This window comes from Massilia sp. BSC265 (genome assembly GCF_000740675.1).
Classification (GTDB): domain Bacteria; phylum Pseudomonadota; class Gammaproteobacteria; order Burkholderiales; family Burkholderiaceae_D; genus Telluria.
This window is the reverse complement of record NZ_JPXI01000024.1, coordinates 1-26,697: the sequence shown is the minus strand read 5'-3', so window position 1 is coordinate 26,697 and position 26,697 is coordinate 1. Positions and strand designations below refer to the sequence as shown.

The 26,697-nt window shown below is 65.4% G+C and carries 27 protein-coding genes and 2 pseudogenes; 5 read left to right on the top strand and 24 right to left on the bottom strand.

The window, feature by feature from the left end:
- Nucleotides 1-26: 26 nt before the first annotated feature.
- The 14 genes from MA09_RS04735 to MA09_RS04680 all read right to left on the bottom strand — a co-directional run bounded on the left by MA09_RS04735 (nt 27) and on the right by MA09_RS04680 (nt 11,021).
- Nucleotides 27-350, bottom strand: coding sequence for a hypothetical protein (locus MA09_RS04735; protein WP_036245839.1), 324 nt, complete (start codon nt 348-350; stop codon nt 27-29).
- Between the two features lie 77 nt (nt 351-427).
- Nucleotides 428-1,009, bottom strand: a complete 582-nt coding sequence (locus tag MA09_RS04730; RefSeq protein ID WP_152594564.1) for a hypothetical protein — start codon at nt 1,007-1,009, stop codon at nt 428-430.
- 54 nt (nt 1,010-1,063) lie between these two features.
- On the bottom strand, nt 1,064-1,282 hold the full coding sequence (locus MA09_RS04725) for a hypothetical protein (protein ID WP_051933176.1): 219 nt from the start codon (nt 1,280-1,282) through the stop codon (nt 1,064-1,066).
- Nucleotides 1,283-1,495: 213 nt separating this feature from the next.
- Nucleotides 1,496-1,831, bottom strand: a complete 336-nt coding sequence (locus MA09_RS04720) for an EF-hand domain-containing protein (RefSeq protein ID WP_161783195.1) — start codon at nt 1,829-1,831, stop codon at nt 1,496-1,498.
- Nucleotides 1,832-1,836: 5 nt separating this feature from the next.
- A complete protein-coding gene (locus MA09_RS04715; RefSeq protein WP_051933174.1) occupies nt 1,837-3,441 on the bottom strand; it encodes a S10 family peptidase in 1,605 nt (534 codons plus the stop codon).
- Between the two features lie 66 nt (nt 3,442-3,507).
- On the bottom strand, nt 3,508-3,813 hold the full coding sequence (locus MA09_RS24470; RefSeq protein WP_152594563.1) for a hypothetical protein: 306 nt from the start codon (nt 3,811-3,813) through the stop codon (nt 3,508-3,510).
- A gap of 398 nt (nt 3,814-4,211) precedes the next feature.
- Nucleotides 4,212-4,532 carry a hypothetical protein gene (locus MA09_RS24465; RefSeq protein ID WP_152594562.1) on the bottom strand — a complete coding sequence of 107 codons (321 nt, stop codon included), beginning with the start codon at nt 4,530-4,532 and terminating at the stop codon, nt 4,212-4,214.
- A 102-nt stretch (nt 4,533-4,634) separates the two neighbouring features.
- A complete protein-coding gene (locus MA09_RS24005) occupies nt 4,635-5,045 on the bottom strand; it encodes a lysozyme inhibitor LprI family protein (protein ID WP_152594561.1) in 411 nt (136 codons plus the stop codon).
- 89 nt (nt 5,046-5,134) lie between these two features.
- Nucleotides 5,135-5,440: a contact-dependent growth inhibition system immunity protein gene (locus MA09_RS25570; RefSeq protein ID WP_036245829.1), complete on the bottom strand. Its 306-nt coding sequence runs from the start codon at nt 5,438-5,440 to the stop codon at nt 5,135-5,137.
- A 69-nt stretch (nt 5,441-5,509) separates the two neighbouring features.
- A complete protein-coding gene (locus tag MA09_RS04700) occupies nt 5,510-6,124 on the bottom strand; it encodes a pyridoxamine 5'-phosphate oxidase family protein (RefSeq protein WP_036245828.1) in 615 nt (204 codons plus the stop codon).
- Between the two features lie 35 nt (nt 6,125-6,159).
- Nucleotides 6,160-6,552 (bottom strand): RidA family protein, encoded by a 393-nt coding sequence (locus MA09_RS04695; protein WP_036245827.1) that lies wholly within the window; start codon nt 6,550-6,552, stop codon nt 6,160-6,162.
- Nucleotides 6,552-7,739: an acyl-CoA dehydrogenase family protein gene (locus tag MA09_RS04690; protein WP_036245826.1), complete on the bottom strand. Its 1,188-nt coding sequence runs from the start codon at nt 7,737-7,739 to the stop codon at nt 6,552-6,554. The genes MA09_RS04695 and MA09_RS04690 overlap by 1 nt, the downstream gene beginning before the upstream one ends.
- A 1-nt stretch (nt 7,740) precedes the next feature.
- Nucleotides 7,741-8,595 carry an enoyl-CoA hydratase family protein gene (locus MA09_RS04685; RefSeq protein ID WP_036245825.1) on the bottom strand — a complete coding sequence of 285 codons (855 nt, stop codon included), beginning with the start codon at nt 8,593-8,595 and terminating at the stop codon, nt 7,741-7,743.
- 41 nt (nt 8,596-8,636) lie between these two features.
- A complete protein-coding gene (locus MA09_RS04680; RefSeq protein WP_036245824.1) occupies nt 8,637-11,021 on the bottom strand; it encodes a bifunctional salicylyl-CoA 5-hydroxylase/oxidoreductase in 2,385 nt (794 codons plus the stop codon).
- Nucleotides 11,022-11,192: 171 nt separating this feature from the next.
- On the opposite strand from MA09_RS04680, the gene MA09_RS04675 reads away from it, so the two are divergent.
- The gene (locus tag MA09_RS04675) at nt 11,193-13,430 is read left to right on the top strand and encodes an ATP-binding protein (protein ID WP_036246151.1); all 2,238 of its coding nucleotides are present in this window, start codon (nt 11,193-11,195) and stop codon (nt 13,428-13,430) included.
- 41 nt (nt 13,431-13,471) lie between these two features.
- Here the strand turns inward: MA09_RS04675 and MA09_RS04670 are convergent, their stop codons facing one another.
- Both MA09_RS04670 and phaP read right to left on the bottom strand, forming a co-directional pair.
- A complete protein-coding gene (locus MA09_RS04670; RefSeq protein WP_229440560.1) occupies nt 13,472-14,641 on the bottom strand; it encodes a PHB depolymerase family esterase in 1,170 nt (389 codons plus the stop codon).
- A 283-nt stretch (nt 14,642-14,924) separates the two neighbouring features.
- Complete coding sequence (phaP, locus tag MA09_RS04665; protein ID WP_036245821.1) at nt 14,925-15,551, bottom strand: TIGR01841 family phasin; 627 nt, start codon at nt 15,549-15,551, stop codon at nt 14,925-14,927.
- A gap of 348 nt (nt 15,552-15,899) precedes the next feature.
- Here phaP and MA09_RS04660 point away from each other — a divergent pair, with 348 nt between their 5' ends.
- Together MA09_RS04660 and MA09_RS04655 are read left to right on the top strand one after the other, a co-directional pair.
- Nucleotides 15,900-17,090 carry a DNA topoisomerase IB gene (locus MA09_RS04660; protein WP_036245819.1) on the top strand — a complete coding sequence of 397 codons (1,191 nt, stop codon included), beginning with the start codon at nt 15,900-15,902 and terminating at the stop codon, nt 17,088-17,090.
- The gene (locus MA09_RS04655) at nt 17,087-18,151 is read left to right on the top strand and encodes an L-dopachrome tautomerase-related protein (RefSeq protein ID WP_036245817.1); all 1,065 of its coding nucleotides are present in this window, start codon (nt 17,087-17,089) and stop codon (nt 18,149-18,151) included. The genes MA09_RS04660 and MA09_RS04655 overlap by 4 nt, the downstream gene beginning before the upstream one ends.
- A gap of 65 nt (nt 18,152-18,216) precedes the next feature.
- On the opposite strand, the gene MA09_RS04650 is transcribed toward MA09_RS04655, so the two are convergent.
- Complete coding sequence (locus tag MA09_RS04650; protein WP_036245815.1) at nt 18,217-18,966, bottom strand: GAF domain-containing protein; 750 nt, start codon at nt 18,964-18,966, stop codon at nt 18,217-18,219.
- Between the two features lie 237 nt (nt 18,967-19,203).
- Between MA09_RS04650 and MA09_RS04645 the strand changes: the two genes are divergently transcribed.
- Complete coding sequence (locus MA09_RS04645; RefSeq protein WP_036245814.1) at nt 19,204-19,566, top strand: hypothetical protein; 363 nt, start codon at nt 19,204-19,206, stop codon at nt 19,564-19,566.
- Nucleotides 19,482-20,107 (top strand): annotated as a pseudogene (locus MA09_RS04640) (methyl-accepting chemotaxis protein); the annotation flags it as partial. The gene MA09_RS04645 and the pseudogene MA09_RS04640, both read left to right, overlap by 85 nt.
- Before the next feature lie 25 nt (nt 20,108-20,132).
- Here the strand turns inward: MA09_RS04640 and pncB are convergent.
- The 7 genes and pseudogenes from pncB to MA09_RS04605 form a co-directional block, all read right to left on the bottom strand.
- Nucleotides 20,133-21,326 carry a nicotinate phosphoribosyltransferase gene (gene pncB / locus MA09_RS04635; protein WP_036245811.1) on the bottom strand — a complete coding sequence of 398 codons (1,194 nt, stop codon included), beginning with the start codon at nt 21,324-21,326 and terminating at the stop codon, nt 20,133-20,135.
- Nucleotides 21,327-21,335: 9 nt separating this feature from the next.
- The gene (locus MA09_RS04630) at nt 21,336-21,848 is read right to left on the bottom strand and encodes an SET domain-containing protein (protein ID WP_036245810.1); all 513 of its coding nucleotides are present in this window, start codon (nt 21,846-21,848) and stop codon (nt 21,336-21,338) included.
- A 157-nt stretch (nt 21,849-22,005) separates the two neighbouring features.
- A complete protein-coding gene (locus MA09_RS04625; protein WP_036245809.1) occupies nt 22,006-23,700 on the bottom strand; it encodes an AMP-binding protein in 1,695 nt (564 codons plus the stop codon).
- A gap of 110 nt (nt 23,701-23,810) precedes the next feature.
- On the bottom strand, nt 23,811-25,493 hold the full coding sequence (locus MA09_RS04620; RefSeq protein ID WP_036245807.1) for a 4Fe-4S binding protein: 1,683 nt from the start codon (nt 25,491-25,493) through the stop codon (nt 23,811-23,813).
- Nucleotides 25,490-26,047, bottom strand: a complete 558-nt coding sequence (locus MA09_RS04615) for a DUF3306 domain-containing protein (protein ID WP_051933172.1) — start codon at nt 26,045-26,047, stop codon at nt 25,490-25,492. The genes MA09_RS04620 and MA09_RS04615 overlap by 4 nt, the downstream gene beginning before the upstream one ends.
- Before the next feature lie 11 nt (nt 26,048-26,058).
- Nucleotides 26,059-26,499 (bottom strand): DUF3305 domain-containing protein, encoded by a 441-nt coding sequence (locus MA09_RS04610; protein ID WP_036245806.1) that lies wholly within the window; start codon nt 26,497-26,499, stop codon nt 26,059-26,061.
- Nucleotides 26,500-26,501: 2 nt separating this feature from the next.
- Nucleotides 26,502-26,697 (bottom strand): annotated as a pseudogene (locus MA09_RS04605) (hypothetical protein); the annotation flags it as partial.

Here is a 26,697-nt window from a genome sequence, read left to right as displayed (position 1 = left end):
GGGCGCCGGATGGCGCCTGTTCCGTTTCAATGCCTGTGCGCGGGGTCGTTGTCCTTGGCGCCGTGATACTCGAGGATCGATGCGGCCTTCTCGAGCCGCGATTCATCGGCGGTAACGGTGACGACGCACTTGCCGATCTCCAGCCCCGGCGTGTACACGTCCTTGTAGTCCGTGCCGCCCTTCACTTCGGGCGAGTCGCCCACCGTGAAATTGGCCTCCGCGGGTCCGGCTTCGTCGCCGGTATGGCTGATTTCGATCCCGTCCCGGTCGAAGCCCGCGTCCAGCAGCGCCTGGCGCGCGCGCTCCGCGTCCTGGACGCTCTCGATCACACGTACGATCTGGTTGTTCATGGTGCCTCCATCGATTCCTGTTGGAGAGACCGTACCAGAAATGCGCGTGGGCTGGCGCTCACGCCAGCCGCGTCCCTTTATCGCTGCCCCTTGTTGATCTGCTGAAGAAGCTTGAACGCTTCGCTCTCCAGCACGGGTTGCGCATCCGCGAGCTCCTTGCTTGCCTTGACATAGGCGGCGCGCTTGCGCTCCTTCTTCTCTTCCGGTGGCACGACCGGCTTCATGCCCGGCATGACGATCTGCGGGCCGCTGTTGTACCTGTTCTGGATGACCTGCTTGCCGTAGGGAGTGTTGTAGAAGCGGGTCATCTCGGTCGCCGTGTCGGCGGAGATCACCTTCGCCATCGGCACCGCCAGGCGCCGGTGAACCTCCGCAGGCGGCGTTCGGTCGAGCTTGGCAAACACGTCCTTGCGCTGCGCTTCGCTCGGGTAGCGGCTGCGGGCGGCAACGCCGCGCAGTGCTTTCTCAGCCTGCATGGCGGCAAGCAAGTCCTGGACGGCCTTGACGTGTGCGGGACTTTGCGCCGCCACCTGCGCCGGGGGCGCTGCGGTAGCGGCAAAGGCAGGGTTCACGGCAACCAGCGATAAGCCGAACATGGCTTGGGCTACAAACTTCATGGCTTCCCTTTCGGATGAGGATGTCATCGCGAATAATGCCATGTCCACCTCGAAAGATATGCGTGGAAACTCACTTATCGCCGGGCTACCGGCCTGCTAGCGCCCGATACCGATGCCGATGCCCAGCCCGCCCCGTCCTCCGCTGCCGAAGCCGCCGAAGATCGAGGTCGATACGCCGCCGCGCCGGACACCCTCCCGCTCGGCCAGCTGGACAACACAATGACGCCAAGGATCTGAATTGACTGCAAAGCCGAGCTGCGTGCATGCTGGCCCGAACTCGGTCATCATGCGTTCCATCTCCGCTTGTTGCTTCATTGCCTTTTCTTGGGGTGTCGCACACCCGAGCAAGCACAATGCGCTTGCTGCCGTCACGATGAAAGCGCGCATGGCGGTTCTCCCTATGTCAACTCCGTTTCGCCAACTTACCGCGATGCGCGGCCGGAGACAAGGTGCTCAACACTTGCGTTGACGTAGGAGCGTTCCTGCGGCGGTGTCCGCCCCGGACCCGGGGTGCCTGTCCGCAATGAGCTAGCGTCGTTCGGCTTTCGCATTCTCGAGGTAAGCGCGCAGCTCGTCGAAGCTGACGGCGCCGCGGCGCCGGGTATCGATGGCGTCGAAATGCCTGGAGACGAACCCGAAACCTTTCGCCTCCTCACGCGACAAGGTACGGTCGCCATCCAGGTCGGCCGCCCGGAACTGCGCCTCCAGCTTGGCCAGCGCCTGGGCGTGCAATGCCGCCCCTGCCGCCGGCTGCGCGTTGTCCGGACGGTTTCGCAAGGCCGGCGGGAGCTGGGCGTCGGCGCCGATGGGCGCCTGCGCGGCAGCCGCGCCCGCTGTACCGAGGAGGAGGAAAAACAGAACCATGATCTTCATTGTGCCACCGATACGCTGTTGTAGAAAGCACGCAGGTCGGCCTTCTGGAGGCGGCGCACGCGGTCGTCGAGATAGCTCATGTGCCCGCTGTCGTAGTTGCGGACCTGGACTGCGGCGCCGGCGCCCAGCCGCGCCAGATCCAGCTCGGTCTGGTAGAACGGCGTCGCCAGGTCATGGTAGCCGCCCATGGCAATCACCTTCAGCGCAGGATTGAGCGTCATGGCCGCGGCCAGGTCGGGTATCGTGTCCGGCACGGGTTTGCCGTCGTGGGTGAAGACCCATTGGTTGAGTACGTTGTTGGAGCTCAGGTAGGGTGTCTTCGCGGTATAGCGCAGTTCACTCTCGAGATAATTGCGGATGGTGCCGACGACGGCGCCGCCGACCAGCGTCATCGACGGATCGCCCTCGGCCGCCAGCGCACTGCCGCTGGGCGCCCGCACCCGGGCATCGTAGCGTCCGATGACCTGCCCTGGCTGGAAGCGCGCACGGTAGGCACCCGGCACCATCGAGAAATCCTGGCGCCAGGTCTGCACCGGCAGTCCGGTATAGGCGGACAGCTGCGTCAGGGTGGCTTCGCTCGGCGGCGCGCCGTTGGCGAGAAAGGCGGCTACCTCGCTGCGGTAGGGCCCGGCGGCGAACTCGCGCACGCGCTGGAGCACCGACGTGAAATCGGTCGGCAGGCTGCCGTTCTGGTGATAGGCCGAGACGGCCGCATAACTCGGCAGATAACCCTCGCAGCTGAGCTGGCCGGGATTGAACACGCCGCAATTGGCGTTGTAGTTCATGGCAGGCGACTGCAGCATGACGCCGGCCACGCGCACCCCGGCGGATTCCAACAGGCTGGCCAGCACCGCCGCACGCGGCCCACCGTAGGACTCGCCGAACAGGTAGAGCGGCGAAGCCTGCCGGTTGTTGACAGCGAGATAGCGGCGCACGAAGTCGCGGAAGGCCGCCGCGTCCTGGTCGACGCCCCAGAACTGGGCGTTGGTGCGCGGTGCGATCGCCTGCGAATAGCCGGTGCCGACGGCATCGACGAAGACCAGGTCGGAATGGTCCAGCAGCGTTTCCTGGTTGTCGACCAGCTGCATTGCACTAGGAGGCGGCGTAGTGGCCGGGAAGCTGGTGGCCAGCCTGCGCGGCGCGAACCCGCCCAGGTGCAGCCAGACAGAGGCCGAACCGGGTCCGCCGTTAAAGAAAAAGGTGACCGGCCGTTGCGCCGCAGGCAGTGTGCCTGCCGTATAGGCGACATAGAAGAAAGACGCCGCCGCCTGTCCGGTTGTCAGGTCCGCGGCGGTCAGGTGGCCGGCCGTGGCGGTGTAATCGAACGGGCGGCCGTCGAGGCTGATGCGTGCCTGCACCGTCGCGGCGCCCTCTTGCGCACTCGCCAGCGAGGCCATGGCCGCGCCGGAGTAGGTAATGGGGTCGGCGTAGCTGCCCGGCAGCGCCGCGACCGGCGGGGGCGGCTGCACGGGCGCCGGCGCCGGGGCCGGGTCGCCGCCTCCACCGCCGCATGCGGCGAGGGTGGCTGCCAGTAGCAGGCTGCTCAAGGCAGGTAGGGAGGCAGTACGGCGCGACCGGTGCACGGAGCTTAGAGGGGCCATGACTATCCTGATGGAAATGACAGGTATGGCCGATTATGCGCCGACTGTAGAAAAACTCAACAATAATCAAGCGGCGGCCGCGCGGCGATGCGAGAAGCCGAGAACAAGCAGCAGGGTCAGCGCGAAATAGACGGCAATGGCGAATATCAGGGCACCTACGGACAGCTTGTCTTCGCCGAACGCAAACTGGCGTTCCCTGGAAACACCCGGTACATCCAACAGGTATGCGAGCGGAAAGCCGCCTGTCAAGATAGCCGTGCCAGCGTGATTGCCGAGACGAGGGCCACGCCGATCAGACTTGATTTTACCGAGCGCTTGTTCACGGTCTTTGGTATGTTGCCTTGTTGGAGTCTTCGCGGTCGATATCGACAAGGGTCTGCTGAACGCGCGTCTGGTGAGCGCGACTATTCACGGGCCGCTGTCAGGGAGCAAATAGCAAGGATAAGGCCAGTAAGCAGAATCGGGCCGATAGCACTAGTTTCTCCACAAAGGATGGAAGCAATCGTACCTCCGGCCGTCACGGCCATCACCCGCGGCCAACGTTGTTTTGGAAGACGGAAGGCAAGCATAAGCGAAACTACTCCCGCCGCCCCCAGCATGCCAACCCACGCCCAAAGTTCATCCGTCATGCCGAATGTCATATACATGAATTCCATCTCGTTGAACGACTGCTACTGGCCGAGCCCGGCCGTTCAGCTCAGCATAGCAGCTCGCCAGGCTGAATACGTCGCGGACTGTCACGAAGGACCGCGCCCGAGCCGCAGCGGACATCAGTGCATGGCGCTGCGACTCATCAAATAAATAATCAACCAGATAAAAAGCATATATAACACAATGCAGGTATTGACTATTAGGCTGAGCGTGACAAGCGGGCTAACCGAGCGCCGAGCACGTGAACGCGCATGACAGACAACCCCCGCGAGCATGCCGAGGAGGCCCGACACGCCTGGGTAAAGTATTGAGTTATGTATTGCCAACACTACCGGCAAGACCAATACGACACTGACAACAGCGATGCCTGCAGCGATCCAGCTTAAACTCCATGGGTGCGCGCTGTTGCTTTCAATAGGCAGATCGTCGGCTTGGCTCATGTCATGGCGTTTTAGTCGTGGTCGTTTATCGAGAGCTTGCGGTACGGTTCCAAGGACCGCCCCTGGCCGTAAGCAGACAAGTCAATCGGCGCCAGACAGTACTTACCGACCTGGACCATTTTCCAGCAAATTTCGCAGGCTTCGCGTGCGCTCTTTCGTCTGCTCCATTCTACGAACATTCACTTTTATGAACGCTTGAGGTCCCCAGCATAGCTGTGTATTAAAATTAGGACATGCAAATTGTGCTTTCCAATCATCCTCTCTGAAATTCATCCAGGATTGCTGAGCGCGAGCCAGTCTTTCTAACAGTAGCGCGTTGCTGGCATATTTCTCAACAATGCCTTGATAAACTGATTGCATTTCCTTCTCTGCAGCTTCCAGATCCTCGTAGGCGCAAGCATCCAAATCTGGCTGGCTGCTCGACCGATCACATGTCGGACGAGGCGAAGCCGACAAGCTGCTGGCGATGCACACGCTGAGGAATATCGACGCTCCAACACCTAATTTTTTCATGAAAACCCACACGCTTCAAAGTTTGGGACATGTCCGCTCTTGGCCTATCTCGGCCGTTCATTCTACGGCAGCACCGACCCTAAGCGGACCTATCTGTTTCTTACCCGTTGCACGTCCAAGGCAGCACAAAGGTCTTTCAACCACGCGCGCATTTCGGGATGAGAACTTGGACAGTAATAGCATCCGAAGCTCTCGATTGCCTTGGCGAGGTCGGCGTCTGACTCCGCGCTCTCAGTGAGTTTCGTGATTTGTCCGGCGAGAGAATGCGCGGCACTTTGTCCTGACTCGGCCACGAAGCGTCGGACTACGTCTTCCCAGCTGTGGTCGTCCAAGTTCCAGTCTTGATGGAAGTAACAGCCGAAAAACCGGGACAACTCGTCATGTTGCTCAGCCATATCCCGTCTCTGTACCTTCGTGATGGAAAGGGCCGCACCTGGCCGACAGCAGTCGCGGTCCCATGCCCATCAATAGAGCGATTCGCGCTGTCGCTGTGGCAAGGCACTGTCGTAAGCGCCACCGTCGATCTCGCCATGGGTGAGCGCCGCCAGCATCGCTCCGGGCGTCGGCACGCCCGACGTATCGTGCTCCTGAGAGTGCCAAAGTCGCGAGCGCAGGATGGAACGCGCGCATTGGAAAAAGACCTTGTCGACCGAAATGCGCAGGAGGCAGAGTGGCCGCTTCCCTTCGTGCTCGAAGGACGCGAGCAATGCCGGATCGACAGAGATGTGCGCGCGGCCGCGGACCCGCAGGGTCTCGCCGACGCCCGGAATCATGAAGAGCAGGCCGACACGCGGATCGGCAATCAGGTTGCGCAGGCTGTCGATGCGATTGTTCCCGCGCCGTTCCGGCAGTAACAGGGTGTACGCATCCACGATCCGCACCAGGGGGCCGGCGTCTCCACGCGGCGATACGTCCAGTCCATGGGGCCCGCTGGTGGCCAGCAGGGCGAAGCGCGCCGCCGCGATCCAGCGGGCATAGACAGGATGCAGGCTGTCGCTTTCCTTGGCGATCGATTGCGGTGCGACGTCGCCAAACAGGGCCTCCAGCGAGGGGAGATCGGTGATGAGATGCTCAGTCATCGGTAGGCTGCCTTCCTGACGCTACATCCATGGGCTCAGTCGGGCACCACGGCCGTCACCTCGATCTCGACCCGGGCGCGTTCTTCCATCAGCGCCGCCACCTGCACCGCGCTCATGGCCGGATAATGGCGCCCGATCACGTCCCGGTAAGCCGCGCCGAGCGCCGCCCCGGCAGCGAGGTATTCCTTCCGGTCGAGCACGTACCAGGTCATCCGCACGATGTGCTCCGGGCCGCCCCCCGCTTCGCGCAGCACCGCGACCACGTTTTCCAGCGCCTGGCGCGCCTGGCCGACGAAGTCGTCGGTGTGGAAGCGGCACTCGGCATCCCAGCCGATCATGCCGCTCACATAGACCTGGCGGCCACGGGCAGCGACGCCGTTCGCGTAGCCCTTCGGGCGCGCCCAGCCCGGCGGTTGCAGGATGTCCATCAGCTCTCCTCCCGAGCCAGCAGTTCGCGTGCGATGATCAGAAGCTGCACTTCGCTCGCCCCCTCGTAGATGCGCAGCGCGCGAATTTCGCGGTAGAGCGTCTCGACGGTCTCGCCGCTGACCACGCCCTGCCCGCCGAACATTTGCACCGCGGCGTCGATGACCTGCTGGGCGGTCTCGGTCGCTGTCAGCTTGGCCATGGCCGCTTCCTTGGTCACGCGTTTCCCCTGCGCCTTTCCCACGTCCTGCATCCAGGCCGCGCGGTAGGTCAGCAGCGCGGCGGCATCGATGCCGGTCGCCATCTGGGCCAGCTTGGCCTGGGTCAGCTGGAAGTCGGCCAGTGTCTTGCCGAACATCGCCCGTTCGCGGGCACGCCGCAAGGCTTCGTCCAGGGCGCGGCGCGCGAAGCCCAGGCTGGCCGCCGCCACCGAGGTGCGAAACACGTCGAGCGTGGCCATGGCGACCTTGAAGCCCTGCCCTTCGTCGCCGATGCGGTTGGTGAGCGGAACCCGGCAGCCCTCGAAGCGCAGGCGCGCGAGCGGATGCGGCGCGATCACGTCGATGCGCTCGGCAATGTGGAAGCCGGGCGCGCCCGCTTCGACGATGAAGGCGGAGATGCCGCGCGAACCTCTTCCACCCTCGCCGCCGCCGTTGCCGGTGCGCGCGAACACGACGTAGAAGTCTGCGATGCCGCCATTCGAGATCCAGGTCTTCTCGCCATCGAGCACGTAAGCATCGCCGTCGAGGCGCGCCGCGCACTGCATCGCCGCCACGTCGGAGCCGGCCTGCGGTTCGGAGAGCGCGAAGGCGGCGATGGCTTCGCCGCTCCCTACGCGCGGCAACCAGGCATCCTGCTGCTGCGCGCTGCCGAACAGCGAGATCGCGCCACTGCCCAGCCCCTGCATCGCGAAGGCGAAGTCCGCCAGGCCGGCATGGCGTGCCAACGTCTCGCGGATGAGGCAGATGGCGCGGGAGTCGATCTCCGCAGTTGCTCCCGCGGTGCCGCCGACGGCATGGCGCAGCCAGCCGCCGCTGCCGAGCCTGGAAACCAGCGCGCGGCAGGCGGCGTCGACGTCGCTGCCGTGCGCGTCCTGCAGGTGTTCCTCCGCCCAGGCATCGAGCTCCAGCGCCAATGTGCGGTGGCGGGGCTCCAGGAAGGGCCAGTCGAGGTAATCGCGGTCCGCCATTTCAATCCCCCTCGAAGCGCGGCGCTTCCCTGTCCACGAAGGCGTGGTAGGCGCGGTGGAAGTCGTTGGTCGCCATGCAGATTGCCTGTGCCTGGGCTTCGGCCTCGATGGCCTCGTCGACACCCATGTTCCACTCCTGCTGCAGCATCTTCTTGGTCATGCCGTGGGCGAAGGTCGGGCCGTTCGCAAGCAGTGCGGCGAAGGCCTGCGCTTCCGCCAGCAGCGCGTCGGGTTCGCAAAGGCGGTTGAAGAAGCCCCAGCGCTCGGCCTCGTCACCCTTCATGGCGCGGCCGGTATAGAGCAGTTCGGCCGCCCTGCCCTGGCCGATCACGCGCGGCAGCAGCGCGCAGGCGCCCATGTCGCAGCCGGCCAGGCCGACGCGGGTGAACAGGAAAGCGGTCTTGCTGCGCGCGGTGCCGAAGCGGATGTCCGAGGACAGCGCGAGGATGGCACCGGCGCCGGCGCAGACACCGTCGACTGCTGCGACGATGGGCTGCGGGCAGGCGCGCATGGCCTTGACCAGGTCGCCCGTCATGCGGGTAAAGGCGAGCAGGCCGGGCATGTCGAGCTTCGTCAGCGGACCGATGATCTCGTGCACGTCGCCGCCCGAGCAAAAGTTCTCGCCCGCTCCGGTGACGACGACAGCCTTGACGTCGTCGGCATAGGAAAGCTGACGGAACAGGTCGCGCAGCTCGGCGTAGGAGTCGAAAGTGAGCGGATTCTTGCGCTCGGGCCGGTTGAGAACGATGGTCGCGACGCGGTCGTGCACGGCGTACTGGAAGTGGGTGGCCTGGTAGCCGGCAAGACTGGCGCGGCTGCCCGGCAGCCGGTGCGTTTCGCCCGGTAGATAATGCATGCGGTGACTCCTGATGTCTGGTAAACGTCGGTTCAGCGAACTCAACCCTCAAGCAGGCGCGCGGCCAGCTGCTGCGGACTCAAGCCGCCACCTAGCGCCTGCATCTGGCGCTCGCGCTCGAGATTGCGTTCGAGCTGCAGCTTGCCCGGCCGGTACTGGCGCGGCCAGCTGGCGCCCGTGTAGCCGATGCGGGCCGCCTCGATCAGCGTCCAGGCCGGGTTGGCCAGGTGCGGACGGGCGACGGCGCACAGGTCGGCGCGGCCGGCCGAAACGATGCCGTTGACATGGTCGGCATCAATGATCGAGCCGACCGCGATGGTTGGGATGCCGGCTTCGTTACGGATGCGGTCGGCGAACGGGGCCTGGAACATGCGCCCGTACACCGGCGCCTCGATCTTGCTGACCTGGCCCGACGAGCAGTCGATCATGTCGGCCCCAAGCTCCTTGAACAGGCGTGCGATCGCCACCGCATCGCTCGGCGTAATGCCGCCCTCGACCCAGTCGTGCGCGGACAGGCGCACGCTGATCGGTTTCTCGTCAGGCCAGACAGCACGGATCGCGGCGAAGACCTCGAGCGGATAGCGGCAGCGGTTTTCGAGACTGCCCCCGTAAGCGTCCTGGCGGCGGTTGGTCAACGGAGAGATGAAGCTCGACAGCAGGTAGCCATGGGCGCAGTGCAGTTCCAGCCAGTCGAAACCTGCCTGCGCCGCTGCTTGCGTCGCGCGTACGAAATCCTCCTTGATCCGTGCCAGGTCTTCCAGCGACGCTTCGCGCGCTACCTGCGAGACGCCCTCCAGGTATTGCTGGGGCGAAGCGGACACCAGCGGCCAGTTGCCCTCGACGAGCGGCAGGTCGATCCCGTCCCACATCGGCCGGGTCGAACCCTTGGCACCGGCGTGGCCCAGCTGCACGCCGATCTTCGCGTCCGAACTCGCGTGGACGAAGTCGACGATGCGCTTCCAGGCAGCGGTGTGTTCCTGCGCGTACAGTCCCGGGCAGCCGGGCGTGATGCGCGCATCGCGCGATACGCAGGTCATCTCCGCCATCACCAGCGCCGCGCCGCCGAGGGCGCGCGCGCCGAGGTGGGCAAGGTGGAAGTCGCCGACCGTGCCGTCCACCGCCGAGTACTGGGCCATCGGCGAAACGATGACCCGGTTCTTCAACAGCACGCCGCGCACTTTATAAGGCGTGAACATCGGCGGCGTCCAGCCCTCGGGTGCTGGTATGCCGGCCTGCCCCGCCGCCCGTCCGGCGAACCAGCGCTCGAAACCGGTCACATAACCGGGGTCGCGCAGGCGCAGGTTTTCGTGCGACAGGCGCTGGCTGCGCGTCAGCAGCGAATAGGCGAACTGCTCGACCTCCATCGCCGTGTAGCGCTTCACGTTCTCGAACCATTCCATCGAATTGCGCGCCGCGCTCTGCAGCTTGAGCACTTCGACCCTGCGTACCTCTTCGTAGCGTGCCAAGGCCTGTTCCATGGGTGCGGCAGGATCGGCGAGGCAGCGCGCCAGCTCGATCGCGTCTTCCAGCGCCAGCTTGGTGCCGGAACCGATCGAGAAGTGCGCGGTATGGGCGGCGTCCCCCATCAAGACAACCGGCACGCGGCGTCCGTCGATCTCGTGGAAATGGACCCACTGGCGGCAGCCGATGCGCGGGAAGCGGATCCACATGCTCGAGCCGCGCAGGTGGGCGGCGTTGGCCATCAAGGAGTGGCCGTCGAGGTAGCGTGCGAACAGGCGCTCGCAGAAGGCCAGCGCTTCCCCCTGGTCCATCGCTTCCAGGCCCGCCGCCTGCCAGGTTTCCTCCGTTGTCTCGACGATGAAGGTCGAGGTGTCGCCGTCGTACTGGTAGGCGTGGGCCTGGAACCAGCCGTGCTCGGTCTCTTCGAAGGCGAAGGTGAAGGCGTCGAAGCGCTTGCGGGTGCCGAGCCAGACGAAGCGGCAGTGGCGGCGCTCGATCTCGGGCTGGAACACGCTGGCGTGACGGTTTCTGATCGTACTGTTGACGCCGTCGCAAGCCACCACCAGGTCGGCACGGTATGCGCGCGCCAGCTCGGCATCGTCGCGTACCTCGTGTTCGAACACGAGCTGCACACCGAGCGCCGCGCCGCGCTCCTGCAGGATGTTCAACAGGCGCTTGCGGCCGATGCCGCAAAAGCCGTGCCCGCCGGACGTGACGGTGCGTCCCCTGAAGTGGACGTCGATCTCATCCCAGTGGTTGAAGGATTGCAGGACGGCGCGGGCGCTCTCCTCGTCCGCACCGGCCAGGTGGCCGAGGGTCTGGTCGGAAAAGACCACGCCCCAGCCGAAGGTGTCGCTGGCGCGGTTGCGTTCGACGACGGTGACGGCGTAGTCCGGATGGCGCCGTTTCATCAGGAGGCCGAAATACAAACCGGCCGGACCGCCGCCCACGCACACGATGTTCATTCCCGCTCCCAGTCTGGTGTTGCCGACATCTTACATGGGCAACTACTTCAAGTGTCAAGCAATGTCGAGCACAGATGACAATCGGTATATCCGACAGCATTGTTTTAGTACAATAGAGAAACGACTGCGCCTTATTGGTGCATGGGCCACCGCCAGTTCACCGAGATGTTGATGAATCCTTTGCTCCAGCGCCTACGCCTGAACAGCCTGCGCAGCCGCCTGATGCTGCTGGTTGCGCTGGCGATCACCCCGATCGCCATCATGACGGTGCTGGGTGGCATCCGCGAGCGCGAGGCGGCGATCCGCGCTTCCGAGGAGAACCTGCAACGCCTGACAGGCATGGCCGCGGCCAACGAAGCCCAGTCGCTCGACCGCGCACGCCAGATCCTGGTCGACCTGGTCAGCGTTCCCGACCTGATGGGCCCGAGCGACCGCTGCAACGCCCTGCTGGCCGACGTCCTCGACCGCAACGAAGGCTATGCCAACTTCGGCCTCATCCAGCTCAACGGCGACGTCACCTGCAGTGCGGTGCCGATGCTGCACCCGGTGAACCTGGGCGACCGCCGCCACTTCCGGCGCGCCCTCGCCGAGCGCCGCTTCATCGCGGGCGACTACGTGTTCGGCCGGGTGATCCGCCGTCACACGATCAATCTTACCTATCCCGTCACCGACCGCGCCGGTCACGTCGTGGCCGTGGTGTTCTCGGCCATGGACCTGGCCGGCCTCGACACCTTCGTCAACGAGATCAACCTGCCGGTCGGCTCGATCCTCGAGACCGCCGATTCGAACGGCCTCCTGATCTCGCGCCGGCCCGACCCTGAGCGCTGGTTCGGCAAGAAGATCAGCGCTCCCCTGCTGGCCGCCATGCGTGACCCGGCGCTGCGCCCGGTACTGCTGCGCGGCGACGACGGCATCGAGCGCCTGCACGCGTTTGCCCGCGTGGGCGGGCCTTCGCTGTCGGAATACACGGTGACCATCGGCGTGCCGGTCGAGACCATTACCGCGGACGCCCGCGAAGCCCAGCTGATGTCGCTGCTGGGCCTGGGTGCGACCACCATGCTGGCAATGCTGGCGGCCTGGCTGGCCGGCGACATCCTGATCGTGCAGCGGGTGCGCAAGCTGATGGAGACCGCGCGCCGCATCGCCGCCGGCGAGTTGCAGGCGCGCTCGGGCATCAGTTACGGCAACGAGGAAATCGGCCGCCTGGCCGCGGCCCTCGACGAGATGGCGGCCGCCCTGCAGGCCAAGGAGGCGGCGCGCAGCCAGGCCGAGCGCGAGCTGCGCGCGGCCGATCAGCGCAAGGACGAATTCCTGGCGATGCTGGCCCACGAGCTGCGCAATCCGCTGGCGCCGATCAGCACCGGCGCCCACCTGCTCAAGCTCCTGCATTCGGACAATGCCCAGATCACCCAGACCTGCGCCATCATCGCGCGCCAGGTCGAGCACATGACCAGCCTGGTGGACGACCTGCTGGACGTCTCGCGCGTCACGCGCGGCCTCGTTTCGATCTCGACCCAGGTGCTGGACCTGCGCAAGGTGGTGGACGACGCGGCCGAGCAGATCCGTCCGCTGTTCAATGCGCGCCGCCACAAGGTAGTGCTCGACCTGCCGGCCGCGCCGGTTCGCGTGAAAGGCGACCACAAGCGCCTGGTGCAGGTGGTGGCCAACTTGCTTGGCAATGCCACCAAGTACACCCCCGAGGGCGGCCATATTCAGTTGAGCCTGCTTGAGGACGGCGACAGCTACGTGCTCACCGTCTCCGACGATGGCATCGGCATGGAGCCGTCGCTGGTGGGCCGCGTGTTCGACCTGTTCACCCAGGCCGAGCGCACCCCGGACCGCTCGCAGGGCGGCCTGGGCCTGGGCCTGGCGCTGGCCCGCAGCCTGGTCGAACTGCACGGCGGCAGCGTCGGCGCCGCCAGCCAGGGGCTCGGCAAGGGCAGCACCTTTACCGTGCGCCTGCCGCGCTACGAGCAGGAAGCCGAGGCGACGGTCGCGGAGGCGGTACGCCACGCGGCCACTGCCCAGGCGCCGCTGCGCGTGCTGGTGGTGGACGATAACCTCGATGCCGCCCATACCCTCAACCTGTTCCTGGCCGCAGCCGGCCACCGGGTGGAGATCGCGTACAACGCTTCGGACGCGATCGAGGTGGCGAAGGTGTTCTCGCCCCAGGTCTGCCTGCTCGACATCGGCCTGCCGGACATGGACGGCAACGAACTGGCGCGCCGCCTGCGCCGAATGCCGCAGACCTCTAGCGCCACCCTGATCGCCGCTACCGGCTACGGCCGCCAGCAGGACCGCGACGCCGCCCACGACGCCGGCTTCGACCACTATATGGTCAAGCCGGTCAATACGATCAGGCTGAGCGAACTGCTGGCGGAGGCCAGCACCGCTTCGGGGGGGCGCTAGGCGCCAGCTTGACCGCCAGCCCTGATGTGCAGCCGCTTACCTTATGCCTGCTTGAAAAATCGCAGTATTTCTTCGCTGGCCGCTGGTCCACGGCTATCCGTATAGCTGCCGCGCAGGCTACCACCGGACCAGGCATGTCCGCTGCCGTGCAGGGTCCATTGCTCAGCCACGATTTTTCCGCGCGCACCACGATGGACTCGCCGCGTAAAAACGCGTCCGATGCGCTCGCCCTTCTCTTCGGACACGGCGACGGCTTGGCCTTGCTGCAGTTCGTGCATGATGTAACTTGCGATTGTCTGCTGTACCAGGGTCGCGCTGTTCCTGATGTTCACCGTCGTGTCCATGTCCCCATGGAAGACGATGAGCGGAACGCCGGCGTGTTGCATGCATTCTTGCGCAAGCGCTGGCATCGCGGCACCATCGCGCATTGCCGTGAATGCCCCGGCGCTGTCGGTGGCGCTGCCGTGCGCGAGACCGGAATGGCAGCCTACCGCCGTGAAGATGTCGGGATAGGTCCTGCCGAGGATGACCGCCATGGCGCCGCCTGACGACAGGCCGGCAGCGTACACACGGGTTTTGTCGACGGCGTAGTCAGCCATGATTTTGCGGGTGAGACCCGCGAGCAGGCGTGGTTCACCTTGACCGCGACGATGATTTGCTCCATTGAACCAGTTCCAGCATCTGTTCCAATTGGCTTCACACGGCTGTTCGGGATAGGCGACCAAGAACCCATGATGCTCCGCAAGCTCGTTCATGCCGGTTCCGACTGCGAAGTCGTCGGCGTCTTGGCCGCACCCATGCAACATCACAATCAATGACGTGGGCTCGCCTGCATAACTGCTTGGAATAAATAATTTGAAGGGCAAGCTTCCGGTATCCGCATGATAGTGATCGGAGATGAAGCTAGCACCGCGTCGCGTTCGATGCTGCGGTGCTGCGCTGCAATAAACCATGTTTCCGGGTCGCGGAAACAGACAAGACGCCCATGCGTCCAGGAACACATTCAGCATAAATTGTTCCTTGTAATGGGTTGAGTTCGTGACGAGGTACGTGCTGCAGTATGGCGCGTATGCTGCGCCGCACCAAAGAGAATTGCATGCTGTCGTCATGTAGGAGAACGCGCCGTGCGATCCTTGGGTATGCTCGTTTTTGCAGAACACCGCCTGATGCAGCCACCGCTGCAGATGTTGGCTGCCGAGATGGATTTTCATCTCGTCGAGGATGCGATGCGGCAGCGTGGATCCGCGATTCGCTGGCTGCGACGGAAGCGGACCGGGCGGCCGGCCGCGACGCTTGGATCGAATGCAGCGCCAGGCATCTGCACGCCCGGGCGGGCAGTGCGACGGCAATTGCCCGTCGGACCCGCATGCTGCCCGGATCGCCCGCTAGCGCCGGCGATCCAGGCAATTGCGAATGTGGCCCCCCGATCTTACTGGCCACATCCGCTACCAGGCAGGAGGCGAACCGAGGTCCGGCCCTGCTGGTCGTGCACGATCATGCGGACTTGGCAGTTTTCGACTGTTGCGACACCTGCGACGACTGGGAGCCTTGTACATTGCCTTTGAACGTGTCGTACTCGGTGTCGGAATCGATACTGCCGCCGGCACCTTCGCCCGCCGATTGCATGCTCCCCTGATAGGTGCTTCCATTGCCGCGCTGTGCATTGGCATGCGCGAACGGATCCCGGAAGTTCTTCAGCACTTCTTCCTGGTGCCGAATCGTGCGATCCGTTTCTTCCGCTGCCGAGTTGGCCACCTGCTCGGCCAAGGCACGGGCGGTACGTGAGGTTTCGTGCACATGTTGTTCCGCTACTTTGGCAAAGTCGACTTGCGAGTCTGCGGCAACGCGCGAGAGGTGCTGCTGGTAGGCGCGCAGCTTCTCGGACGCTGGCTGTGCCCGTGTTGCAGTGGCCGACATCAGGTCCGCCGGACGCTCGGCAGTCAGCAGTTGGTGGCTGACGATGGTGCTTTCTTCGAGCATCGTTTGACCGAGCTGGATGTTGAGCTGGCACATTTCCTGGAATGAGCGCGACAAGGACTTCGACATGTCGTTCAGAAAAGCAGCCTGTGCGTTCAGGTGTGCACGGACGGCCGGCGTATCAGACTTGGAGAACAAGAACATGGCATACCTCATGGAGTGAAATATCACAAACGGGTTGGCACGTCAGGTACGAAAACCGCATCTAACGAACCTCGGGAACGGGCGCACACTGCTCAGCTGCCCATCTTCGGCTCAGGATCGGAGCGCGAGATTAGACCGTAAGCCGCATTTATGACGGGCGCGTGACGTGCCGCCTTTCCGGTCCAAGGCGTGCGTTGGCCTAAAGGATAAACATTGGCCTACCGAAACAGATCCACCTCCTATGCCTGAGTATCTCTCGAATACACGGGGCAGGGCTCGGTTATCTCCCGAACGGTGCGTGCGCCCCCGTCGGCGTACGATCGAGCGACCAGACTGGAAGGATGCCCCATGCACAGCGAAGACCACGGCAGCGCCGACAACCCGCTCAGCGATCCACCCGCCGCCGCGAAAGCCGCCGGACTGCGGTATGTCCACGACGACCGTCCCGGCATCCGGCGCGAGAAATCCGGCGACGGATTCCGCTATGTCGATGCCGGCGGCGACCCGGTCACCGACGAAGCGACGCTTGCCCGCATCAAGTCGCTGGTGATTCCACCGGCCTGGCTAGATGTCTGGATCTGTCCGCAAGCCAACGGCCACCTGCAAGCCACCGGGCGCGACGCCAAGGGCCGGAAGCAATACCGCTACCACCCGAAGTGGCGCGCCGTACGCGACGAGGTGAAGTACGAGCGCATGCTGAACTTCGGCCAGGCGCTCCCCGGCATCCGCAAGGAAGTCGACCGCGCCTTGTCCCTGCCCGGCCTACCGCGCGAAAAGGTGCTGGCGACCATCGTCTACCTGCTCGAGGCGACCATGATGCGTGTCGGTAATGAAGAGTATGCCCGCACCAACAAGTCCTACGGCCTGACCACGCTGCGCGACCGCCACGTGAAGGTGGACGGCAGCCACGTCGAGTTCCGCTTCCGCGGCAAGAGCGGCGTCTACCACAAGGTCCACGTGCACGACCGCCGCCTCGCGCGCATCATCGCCCGTTCACGCGACCTGCCGGGCCAGGAACTGTTCCAGTATGTGGACGACGAGGGCGAAACCCACAGCATCGACTCGAGCGACGTCAACGACTATCTGCGCGCGATCACCGGCGAGGATTACACGGCCAAGGATTTCCGTACCTGGTCGGGCACCGTGTTGGCCGCGCTGGCCCTGCAGGAGTTCGAGAAGTTCGATTCGGAAGCCCAGGCCAAGAAGAACATCGTGCGCGCCATCGAATCGGTCGCCGAGAAGCTCGGCAATACGCCCTCGGTCTGCCGCAAGTGCTACGTGCACCCGGTGGTGCTCGACGCCTACCTCGACGGCGCGGTGCTGGAAACCCTGCGCGAGCGCACCGAGCAGGAGTTGACCGAAGACCTGCATGCCCTGCAGCCGGAGGAAGCCGCGGTGCTGGCGATGCTGCAGCAGCGCCTGCGCCGCGAACAGGAGGAAGAGCAGAAGCGTGCGAAAGCAGCGCCTGCCAAGGCCGACAAACCCAAGCGCGCGCCGCGCCGCCGCAGCGCGCCACAAGCGATGAGAGGAGCAGCATGAGCAAGGAATCCGCATGGACCATCGAACAGGTTGCGGCCTTCGAGCATCAGGTGACCGGCGTCTCGGTGTCCGAAGATAAGCGCATCTTCGTGAATTTCCCGCGCTGGACCGAGGACACCGCCGTCTCGGTGGCGGAACTGGCCAGGGACGGCGCCTTGCGCCCTTACCCGGACGAGGAATGGAACGCCTGGCGCAACGCACGCAAGGATGAACTGTCCCCTGGGAAGCACTGGGTCTGCGTGCAAAGCATCGTGGCCGATGGCCGCGGCAGCCTGTGGGTGCTCGACCCGGCCGCCCCAAGCCAGGCCCACCTGGTCTCCGGCGGCGCCAAGCTGGTGCAGATCGACCTGGCGAGCGACCGGGTCGTGCGCTCCATCGCCTTCGACGAGGACGCCGCCCCCCAGGGTTCCTACCTGAACGACGTACGCTTCTCGACCGATGGACGATATGCCTTCATCACCGATTCCGGCGTGGTCGGCGCTGTCCTGGTCGTGGACCTCGCCGGCGGCAAGACCGTGCGTTTGCTCGACGGCCACCCGTCCACCCAGATGAAGAAGGGCCTGAACGTCAAGGCGGACGGCAAGGAGCTGCGCCGGCCGGACGGGCGCGGCGTCGAGTTCTCGGCCGACGGTATCGCCCTCTCCGATGACGGGCAGTGGCTGTACTGGCAGGCGATCAAGGGCGATACCCTGTACCGCATCGCCACGTCCAGCTTGCTGGGCAAGGGCATGCAGGGGAAGGACGTCGGCGACGACGTCGAGGAGTTCGGGAAGAACGGCGTCTCCGACGGCCTCCTGATCCCGCGCGGAACCAACAAGATGCTGCTCAGCGCGGTGGAAGACAGCGCGGTGAAAGTACGCGACCTCGACGCCGGGCCGGGCGGCCAGCCCGAGGTGCTGGTGCGGGACGAGCGCCTGCGCTGGCCCGACACCTTCACCCAGGGGCCGGACGGCACGGTCTACGTGACCGCCTCGCACATCCAGGATTCGGCCTTCTTCAAGCCGAACGCGCCCCCGGCCTTGGCCACCCAGCTGTGGAAGCTGGTCGGCGGGACGTTTTGAGCCCTACTCGGTGAAATAGCCGGACGCCCTCCGGCGGCCGTCCCCTGGCGCATTCTTGCGTCCACTCAAGCCGTCTTGGCCTGGAACTCGGAAGACGCGATATCGGCCAGGTCGCACAAGGCCTGAAGCTCGGCCGAGCGGAGGCGGCGCGGCTCGCGATCGATCACGCACAGGGTACCCATCGGCAAACCGGACCGGTCGCGCAGCGGCACGCCGGCATAGAAGCGGATGTGCGGCTCGGCCAGTACCAAAGGATTCTCGCGGAAGCGCTCGTCGGTGGCCGCGTCTTCGACCATGAAGGGGGCATCCTGGAGAATGGCGTGCGAGCAGAAGGCCCACTCGCGTGGTGTCTCCTGGGCGCCCAGGCCGACGCGCGCCTTGAACCACTGGCGGCGGGCGGTAAGGAGCGACACCAAGGCGATCGGCGACGCAGTCACGGTGGCTGCCAGCCGCACGATGCGGTTGAAGCGCTCCTCCTGCGGACTGTCGACCAGGCCGGAGGCGGCCAGCGCGGCCAGACGATGGGGCTCGTCCGCTGTGACCGGAAATTTTTCGTCGCCCTCAAGGATGAATTCAGGGTCGGTGGGCGCCTGCACCAGCGTTTCGCCGGAGAGCGCGCCTGACAAGGGGCCTGCACGGTCCAGCATGGCCTGGATCGTACTTTGACGGGCGCGCCGGTGGCCTCCCGGGGTTTTCCACGAGGGAATGGCGCCGCTTTCCATCCATAACTGAACGGTGCTGGTTGCGACGCCCAGCATGCGCGCTGCGGCACTGGTAGTGAGGATCGGGTCCTCTTCGGTGAACTTGCTCTGCATTAGCGGTCCTGGTTATCCCTTGAAGTATACCCGAAATGACGAAATCCCTCATTTAAAAAGTACCTTCTAAAGATAAGTTCTAGATATACATAAATACAGCAAATTTAATTGATTAAAAGAAACTGTTGCGACATAACCGCGCTTAATTTCCTCAACTTTCGTCACGAGCATCTCTCTCATTCACTAAAAAGGCCACCATGCACCTCTTCCAGCACGCGGGTATTGCAACGAGGCTCTATGCAGCTTTCGCTGATCCTGTCGGTCACCCTGATCCTCGCCGCGTTCTCGGTGTCGCGCGTGAACGGCATCGAACGTGCCCTGCAAACGGCCGATTCCTTGAGGAATAGCGAACTCGAATCCTTGTATGCCGCACGCGAAGCCCTGGCCCAGACCGGCATCGCGGCGCGCAACGCCGACATCTTCAAGGACGAGGCTGCCGCCCGGCGCGAGCTCGATTTTGTCGATGCGCGCAAGGCCGAATACCTTGCCGCACTCACCCGTCTCGATCCGGTCCTGCGCGGCAGCGCGCGATACGACAAGGTGCGCACCGGCATGCGGGCGATGGCGGCGGTGGACAACGTGGCACCACGATGCAGCTGATCGACGCCTCGTCACAGAAGACCGTCGACATCATCGCAGTCATCGACGGCATCGCTTTCCAGACCAATATCCTGGCGCTGAACGCGGCGGTCGAAGCGGCGCGCGCCGGCGAGCAGGACGCGGTTTCGCCGTGGTGGCGAGCGAGGTGCGCAACCTGGCGCAGCGTTCGGCCGCGGCCGCCAAGGAAATCAAGTCGCTGATCGAGGACTCGGTCGGCAAAGTCGGCCTGGGGGCGGTGCTGGTGGGCGAAGCCGGCGAGACGATCCGCCAGGTAGTCGACGGTGTGCACCGCGTCACGGACATCATGGGCGGGATCAGCACCGCCACCAGCGCCCAGCGCGCCGACATCGAGCGCGTCGACGAGGCCATTGCACGCCTGGACGAGATGACGGTCCAGAACGCGGCCCTGGCCGAAGAGGCGGCAGCCGCGGCGCATTCGCTGCAGCACCAGGCGGCGGAGCTGGCGGCGGTGGTGAACACCTTCCAGCTGGAGGAGCCGGAGGCAAGGCCACGGCGCCGTTTGGCGTCCGCTTCGGCCTGATCGACTAGCCGGCCACCCTACGACATCATCCCTCGCCGGGGTGGTTGAACACCTGCCGAAGGTAAGCCAGGAAGGTCTCGTCCGTACACATCGACTTGCCCGGCGTATCCGACAGCTTGGCTACCGGCTGCCCGTTGCAGTGGGTGAGCTTCATCACGATGTTCAGCGCCTGGTAGGGCGTGTCGTTGGTGAGCTTGGTGCCGATGCCGAAACCCAGCATGGTGCGATCGGCGAAGTGGCGGTACAGGCCGAGCGCCTTGGGCACCGTGAGGGCGTCCGAGAACACCAGGCGCTTGGTGCGCGCGTCGATGCGCAGCCGGGCGTAGTGCGCCAGCGCCTTTTCGCCCCACTCCACCGGATCGCCCGAATCGTGGCGCAAGCCGTCGAACAGCTTGGCGAAATACAGGTCGAAGTCGCGGAGAAAAGCGTCCATGCCGACCACGTCGGTCAGCGCGGTGCCGAGGTCGCCACGGTATTCCTGCACCCAGTCTTCCAGCGCCGCCTTCTGGAAATCGCGCAGGCGCACCCCGAAGGCCTGGTAGGCCTGCAGGTATTCGTGCGCCATGGTCCCGATCGGCACCAGGTTGTACTTGTGCGCGAGGTAGACATTCGAGGTGCCCTTGAAGAACTGCGGCAGCTCGCGCGCCATCGTTGCCACGACTTCGTCGTGCCAGTCGCCCGAGAAGCGCCGGCGCACGCCGAAGTCGAAGAACTCGAAGGGCGTGGCTCGCGGCGCCTCCTTTTCAAAGGCGCGCAGCTCGTCGATCTTCTGTTGCAGCCGCACTCGCGCCTCCGCAATGGCAGCCTGCTGGTCGAAGCGGCGGAAGTACAGCTCGTTGACGATGTAGAGCACGAAGATCTCGAAGCCCATCACATGCACCAGCGGACCGGTGGCGCGAATGCGCAGGTGGGGGCCGTCGGTCTCGACCCGGATGAACTTGCGCTGGAAGCGGAACAGCGTCAGCAAGTCGGCGAAGTCGCTCTTGATGAAACGCAGGCCGCGCAGGTAGGCGACTTCGTGGTCCTGGAACATCATCGAGCACAGGTGGTCGAGCTCGTGCTCGACCTCGTCCTTCAGCTCGGCCAGCGGATAGGCCGGCTGGTCCCGGCACAGGAATTCGTATTCACCGATCGCGTCGGGGTGGCTGTGCAGCAGCGCCTGCCACATGGTGAACTTGTACAGGTCGGTTTCGAGCAGGCTGCGGACGATGGGTTTCATCGGACTCCTTCAGGCAGTGGCGCTTGTCTTTTTGCTGCCGCTCCTGCTGCGCTTTTTCGGTGCCAGCATGGTGCCGGTGCAGCCCGGGGTCCCGCAGCGGCAGGCAAACAGCTTCTTGAGGGCCGGCGTGTGGCGTTCGTCGTAGATCAGCGCGTAGTTGTAGTTCAGCTCTTCGCCGGGGTCGATGTCGCGCATCGCGTGGATATAGACCCTTCCCTCGTCCTCGAAGGCTTCGCAGTTGGGCGAGCAGGCGTGGTTGATCCAGCGCGCCGCGTTGCCGCGGCTGCCGCCGTCGATCACGCGGCCGTCGGCCAGCGTGAAGTAGAAGGTGTGGTTGATCGGACCGCCCGCCTCGGCGGCCCGCTGCGTCGCTTCGTCCCAGGTGATGCGCTCGCCCCGGTATTCGATGATGCGCTCGCCGGCGCCGATGGGCTTGAGCGCGAAGACGCCGTTGCCGTGGATGGGGGACTTCCTGACTTCGTAGGCGAGGTCGGATCTGGCGGAGCGTTTGGTCGTGGTCATCGAGTGGATTGCCGGGTGAGTGTGAAGGGCGCTGCGGCACGTGGTGTTGTTATTAAGACGACCACTATTATGCGGTGAATCGGGGATGGCGTGCCGCACACCTTGGTGCGAAACGGCTGCGTCGACACAAGACCTGGCATCCCGCCGCCCCGCTCCCTCAGGCCGCGAAGTCCTCCTCGCGATATTCCACCCCTTCCCCGGCGGCCTGTCCGTCGCGCGCGGCTTCTTCCTTGCGCAGTTCCACGCGCCGGATCTTCCCGGAGATCGTCTTGGGCAACTCGCGGAACGCGATGCGCCGGATGCGCTTGTACGGCGCCAGCCGCTCGCGCGCGAACGCGAACAGCGAGGCCGCCACCTCACGGGAAGGCGGGACGCCCTGGCGCAGGGTGACGAAAGCCTTCGGTACCGACAGGCGCAGCGGGTCCGGGCTGGGCACGATGGCCGCCTCCAGGACGGCCTCGTGTTCGATCAGGACGCTCTCGAGTTCGAAGGGGCTGATGCGATAGTCCGAGGACTTGAACACATCGTCGTTGCGGCCGACGTAGAAGTAGTAGCCGTCCTCGTCCACGGTGGCGGTGTCGCCGGTGTGGTAGTGGCCGGCGCGCATGACGTGGGCGGTCTTCTCCTCGTCGCCCTCGTAGCACATCATCAGGCCCAGGGGCGCCGGGTCGAGCGAGAGCGCGATCTCGCCCTCCTCGGCGGGCTGCTCGTCGATATCGAGCAGGGCCACCCGGTAGCCCGGCAGCGGCCGTCCCATCGAGCCAGGCTTGATCGGCTGGCCCGGCGGGTTGCCGATCTGGCAGGTGCTCTCCGACTGGCCGAAGCCGTCGCGGATGCGGATGCCCCAGGCCTTCTCGACCTGCTCGATCACCTCGGGGTTGAGCGGCTCGCCGGCGCCGACGAGTTCGCGCAAGGACGGCTTCCAGGCACTCAGGTCTTCCTTGATCATCATGCGCCACACGGTCGGTGGCGCGCACAGCGAGGTCACGCCGCAGCGCACGATGGTGTCGAGCGCCGCCTTGGCCGAGAAGCGTTCGTAGTTGTAGACGAAGACGGTGGCGCCCGCATTCCAGGGCGCGAAGAAGCAGCTCCAGGCGTGCTTGGCCCAGCCCGGGGAGGAGATGTTCCAGTGAACGTCGCCCGCTTGCAGGCCGATCCAGTACATGGTCGACAGGTGGCCGACCGGATAGCTCTGGTGGCTGTGCAGCACCAGCTTGGGCTTGGCCGTGGTGCCGGAGGTGAAGTACAGCAGCAGCGGATCGGTGGCGCGGGTCTCCCCTTCCGGCGTGAAGACCGACAGGACGTCGCTGCTGTCGGCATAGTCATGCCAGCCGTCGGGTTTCATGCCCGCTGCGCCGCCGACGGCGATGCGGGTGAAGCTGCCGGCCATGCCATCGAACTTGTGCGCTTCGGAGGCTTCGGCGATGACGTGCTTCACCCGGCCGCGCTCGAGCCGGTCCTGCAGGTCCGCACCGGAGACCAGCATCGTGGTCGGCACCAGCACGGCGCCGAGCTTGATCCCGGCCAGCATGATCTCCCACAGTTCGACGCGGTTCGGCAGCATCAGGAGCACCCGATCGCCGCGGTTCACCCCGCACAAGCGCAGGTACTCGGCCACCTGGCAGGAGCGCGACGCCATGTCCGCGAAGGAGATCTTCTGCTCCAGGCCGTCCTCACCGACCACCCACAAGGCCGGCGCATGGTTATCCTTGGCCATCTGGTCGAAGTAGTCCAGGCCCCAGTTGAAGGCGTCCAGCTGGGGCTGTCGGTAGTCGCGATAGGCGGTGTCGTAGTCGAGGCGGTGCTGCAGCAGGAAGTCGCGCGCTTGAAGGAAACGCTGGGTCGGCGTCATGGTGTCTCCTGGGGGCTGGGTGGCATGGCTACTGTGGCCATTTTGCCATGTTTGCGATTGCTGGTGTGCTTGTAGTAGGGTGGGCAGGGAAGACCCGCCCACCCTGCGAGTCAGCTGCGCTTGAGAGCCGTGACGCGCATCTCGTCGCGCGGCTCCATCATGTCGATGACGCGGCAGTCGCCACACATGCGCAGGCGGTCGAGGTGGCCGCTGAAGGCGGGATGGGATGCCAGCCGGCCGAGCATGTTCTCGACCATCTGCAGGGTGCCGAAGGGCTTGTCGCAGCGAATGCAGTGGAAGGGCTGGGACTCGTTCAGCACCACGGCCTGGCCGCGCGACTCGATGAAGGACAGGCGCGGTACCAAGCCGATGGCGTTTTCCGGGCAGGTGGCGGCGCACAGGCCGCACTGGACGCAGTTCTTCTCGATGAAGCGCAACAGCGGCGCGCCCTGCCCGTCCTGCAGCGCACCTGCCGGGCAGGCGCCGACGCAGGACATGCACAGGCTGCACGCCTTGCGGTCGACCTCGATCGCGCCGAAGGGGGCGCCGGGCGGCAGCGCGACCTGCTCCGGCTGCCGGGGCGCGTGGCGGTGCAGGTGCTCGAGGGCGTAGTCGAGTGTGTTGCGCTTGTCGTTCGCCAGGTGGAACACGGCCGGCTCGCCCGGCGTACGGCCGCGCGGAGCATGGCGCAAAGCCACCGCGAGTTCGTCCGGCGCATGTTCGCATGCCCCCTCCACGCGCAGCAGCTGGAAGTGCGGGCCTTCGTAGCCGAGGCCGTCCAGCACGGCCTGGGCGATTTCCATCTGCTGGTCCAGTAGCGTGATGTACTGGGGCGCTTCCCGGCCCGTCAGCAGGACCGAGATGCCGGCCGCGCCATAGGCCACGGCAGCGAACCAGACGTCGATGCCGGTCGAGGCGGTATGTTGCAGCGCGAGCGGGATCACGCGTCCGGGAACCGACTCCCCGAGCTGGGCCAGCAATGCCGCGCCATGTTCCGGGTCGTGCAGCACGAACACCGGATCCTGCCCGCCGGCCTCGCGGTAGGAGCGCAGCGCCGCCTGCATGCGCTTGCCGGTGAGCGCCGCCGGCGGGAAGGCATAGCTGATGGCGCCGGTCGGGCAGGCCGTGGAGCAGGCGCCGCAGCCGGCGCACAGGTAGGGATTGACCCTGATCCGGTCGCCGTCGCCTTGAATCGCCTGCGCCGAGCAGATCTCGATGCAGGCGCTGCAGCCCTTCTGGCCATTGCGGCCATGGGCGCAGGTGCGCTCCTTGTACGAGAAATATTTGGGTTTTTCGAAGTCGCCCACCATGTCGAGCATGGTCTCGACGGCATCAAGTCGGGCGGCCTCGTCGTAGCCGGGTGCGTAGTAGCCGTGCGGCCGCTGGTGGCTGGGGATCAGCCGGCTCGGTGCCAGGTCGAGCACGAGGTCGAAGCGGCCCTGCTGGACCGGCTGCCCCGGGGCCTGCCAGCGCGCCTCGAAAGCCCCGAGCCAGCCGGCCACGGCGACGGTACGGGCCACGTGAACCGGATAGGGCCGGGCCGGCATCGTGTCCTGGCTGTCGAGCAGCAGCACGGTAACCGGCAGCGCGGCGGCGAGGCGCTCGGCCCACGGCAACGCCTGTTCGGCGGAGCCGACCACCAGGGTGCGGCCGCTCGAGCGGTAGTCGACGGTAACCGCCGGCTCGAACACGGGAATGGCGTCGGCCGCGAGGACGGCGGCGCTCCTGGCCTGCAGGTTGCGGCCTTCCTGGACCGGGTCGAGCGGCGGATTGTCGGTAAAGCGGATGTTCATGCGTTCCCTTGTCGTGAGGACGGCGGCGCCTGCAGGTGCTCGTGCACCGCTTCGGGCACCGCTCCCGGCACCGGCTCCTGTGCCGATGCCTGCTCCTGTGCCTGCGCTGCTGCGGCTTCGGCTTCGGCTTCCTTCTGCCGGTCGTCGAGCAGGCGCGTGACCAGGCCCTGGGCATGCTTGAGCGAAGCCAGCATGGCCGGGGTGAGCGGCGCCGCCTTGTTGTAGTCGTTCATGTAGATATCGAGCCCGTCGATCGCGTTGAAGTGCGGATCGGCGAACAGTTTTTTGAGCGCCAAGCGGCGCACCGACTGGTCGACGCCCTGCGCCACGAAGGCGGAGAAGTCGGCGTCTGGTGTCAGCCGGGCGGCGTCTTCCAGGGTCGGCAAGGGCGCACGTGCTGCGGCCTCGGACTCCGGCGCAGGGCCCGCCGCCCGCGCGCTTGCCGGTACCGGCGGCGCCGGGGAGCGCGCGGGTCCGGTCAGCGGTTCGGGCGCCGCGCCCCCGCCGGATGACTTCAGCCGCGCCCAGCGCTTGAAGAAACCTTCTTCGGACATCCTGGCCCCGCTCATCCGTGCTGGCGGCCGCGCCGCGAGCGCGGCTTGGGCTGGTAGTGCTCGCGCAAGTAGCCGGCCACCCAGGCGTAGATCTCGGCCGGCATCGTGACGCCGTCGGCCTGCTCGCCCGAGTCGAACATGCGGGTGCCCTCGACGTAGCTGACCGAGGCGCGCACGGGGATGGCTCTGCCCTCCTCCATGCGCCACAACACGAACACCTTGGATTCCGGCGCCATGCAGTTCTCGTAATAGCCCTCGTTCTCGTCGGTGTACAGCTCGAGCTCGAGGCCGGAGACCAGGTAGTAGTCGCGCTCCGGACTGCTACTGAGCACCTGCAGGCGCGGCAGCTTGCCGCGGTCCGGCACGACGCCGACCGCCTCCCAGGCCTCGTCGGCCCAGCGGTGCTGCACGGCGCGGCGCTGCATGATCACCGCGATTGGCATGCTGCCCATTTTCATTGTTTGTTCGCCGTCGTTGGGGTGTTGTCCTTCTCCACCGCCGGGGCGGCTCCTTTCGGCACGGCCCTGGTCGGCCCGCGCTTGACGTCCTCGCTCGGCGCCGCAGTGCCCAGCTTTTCGCTCTTGATCGGGACCTTGGCCGCGTTCAGGGCCTGGGGGCTGCGCGGCGCCGCGCCGGTGGCGGGCGCGTTG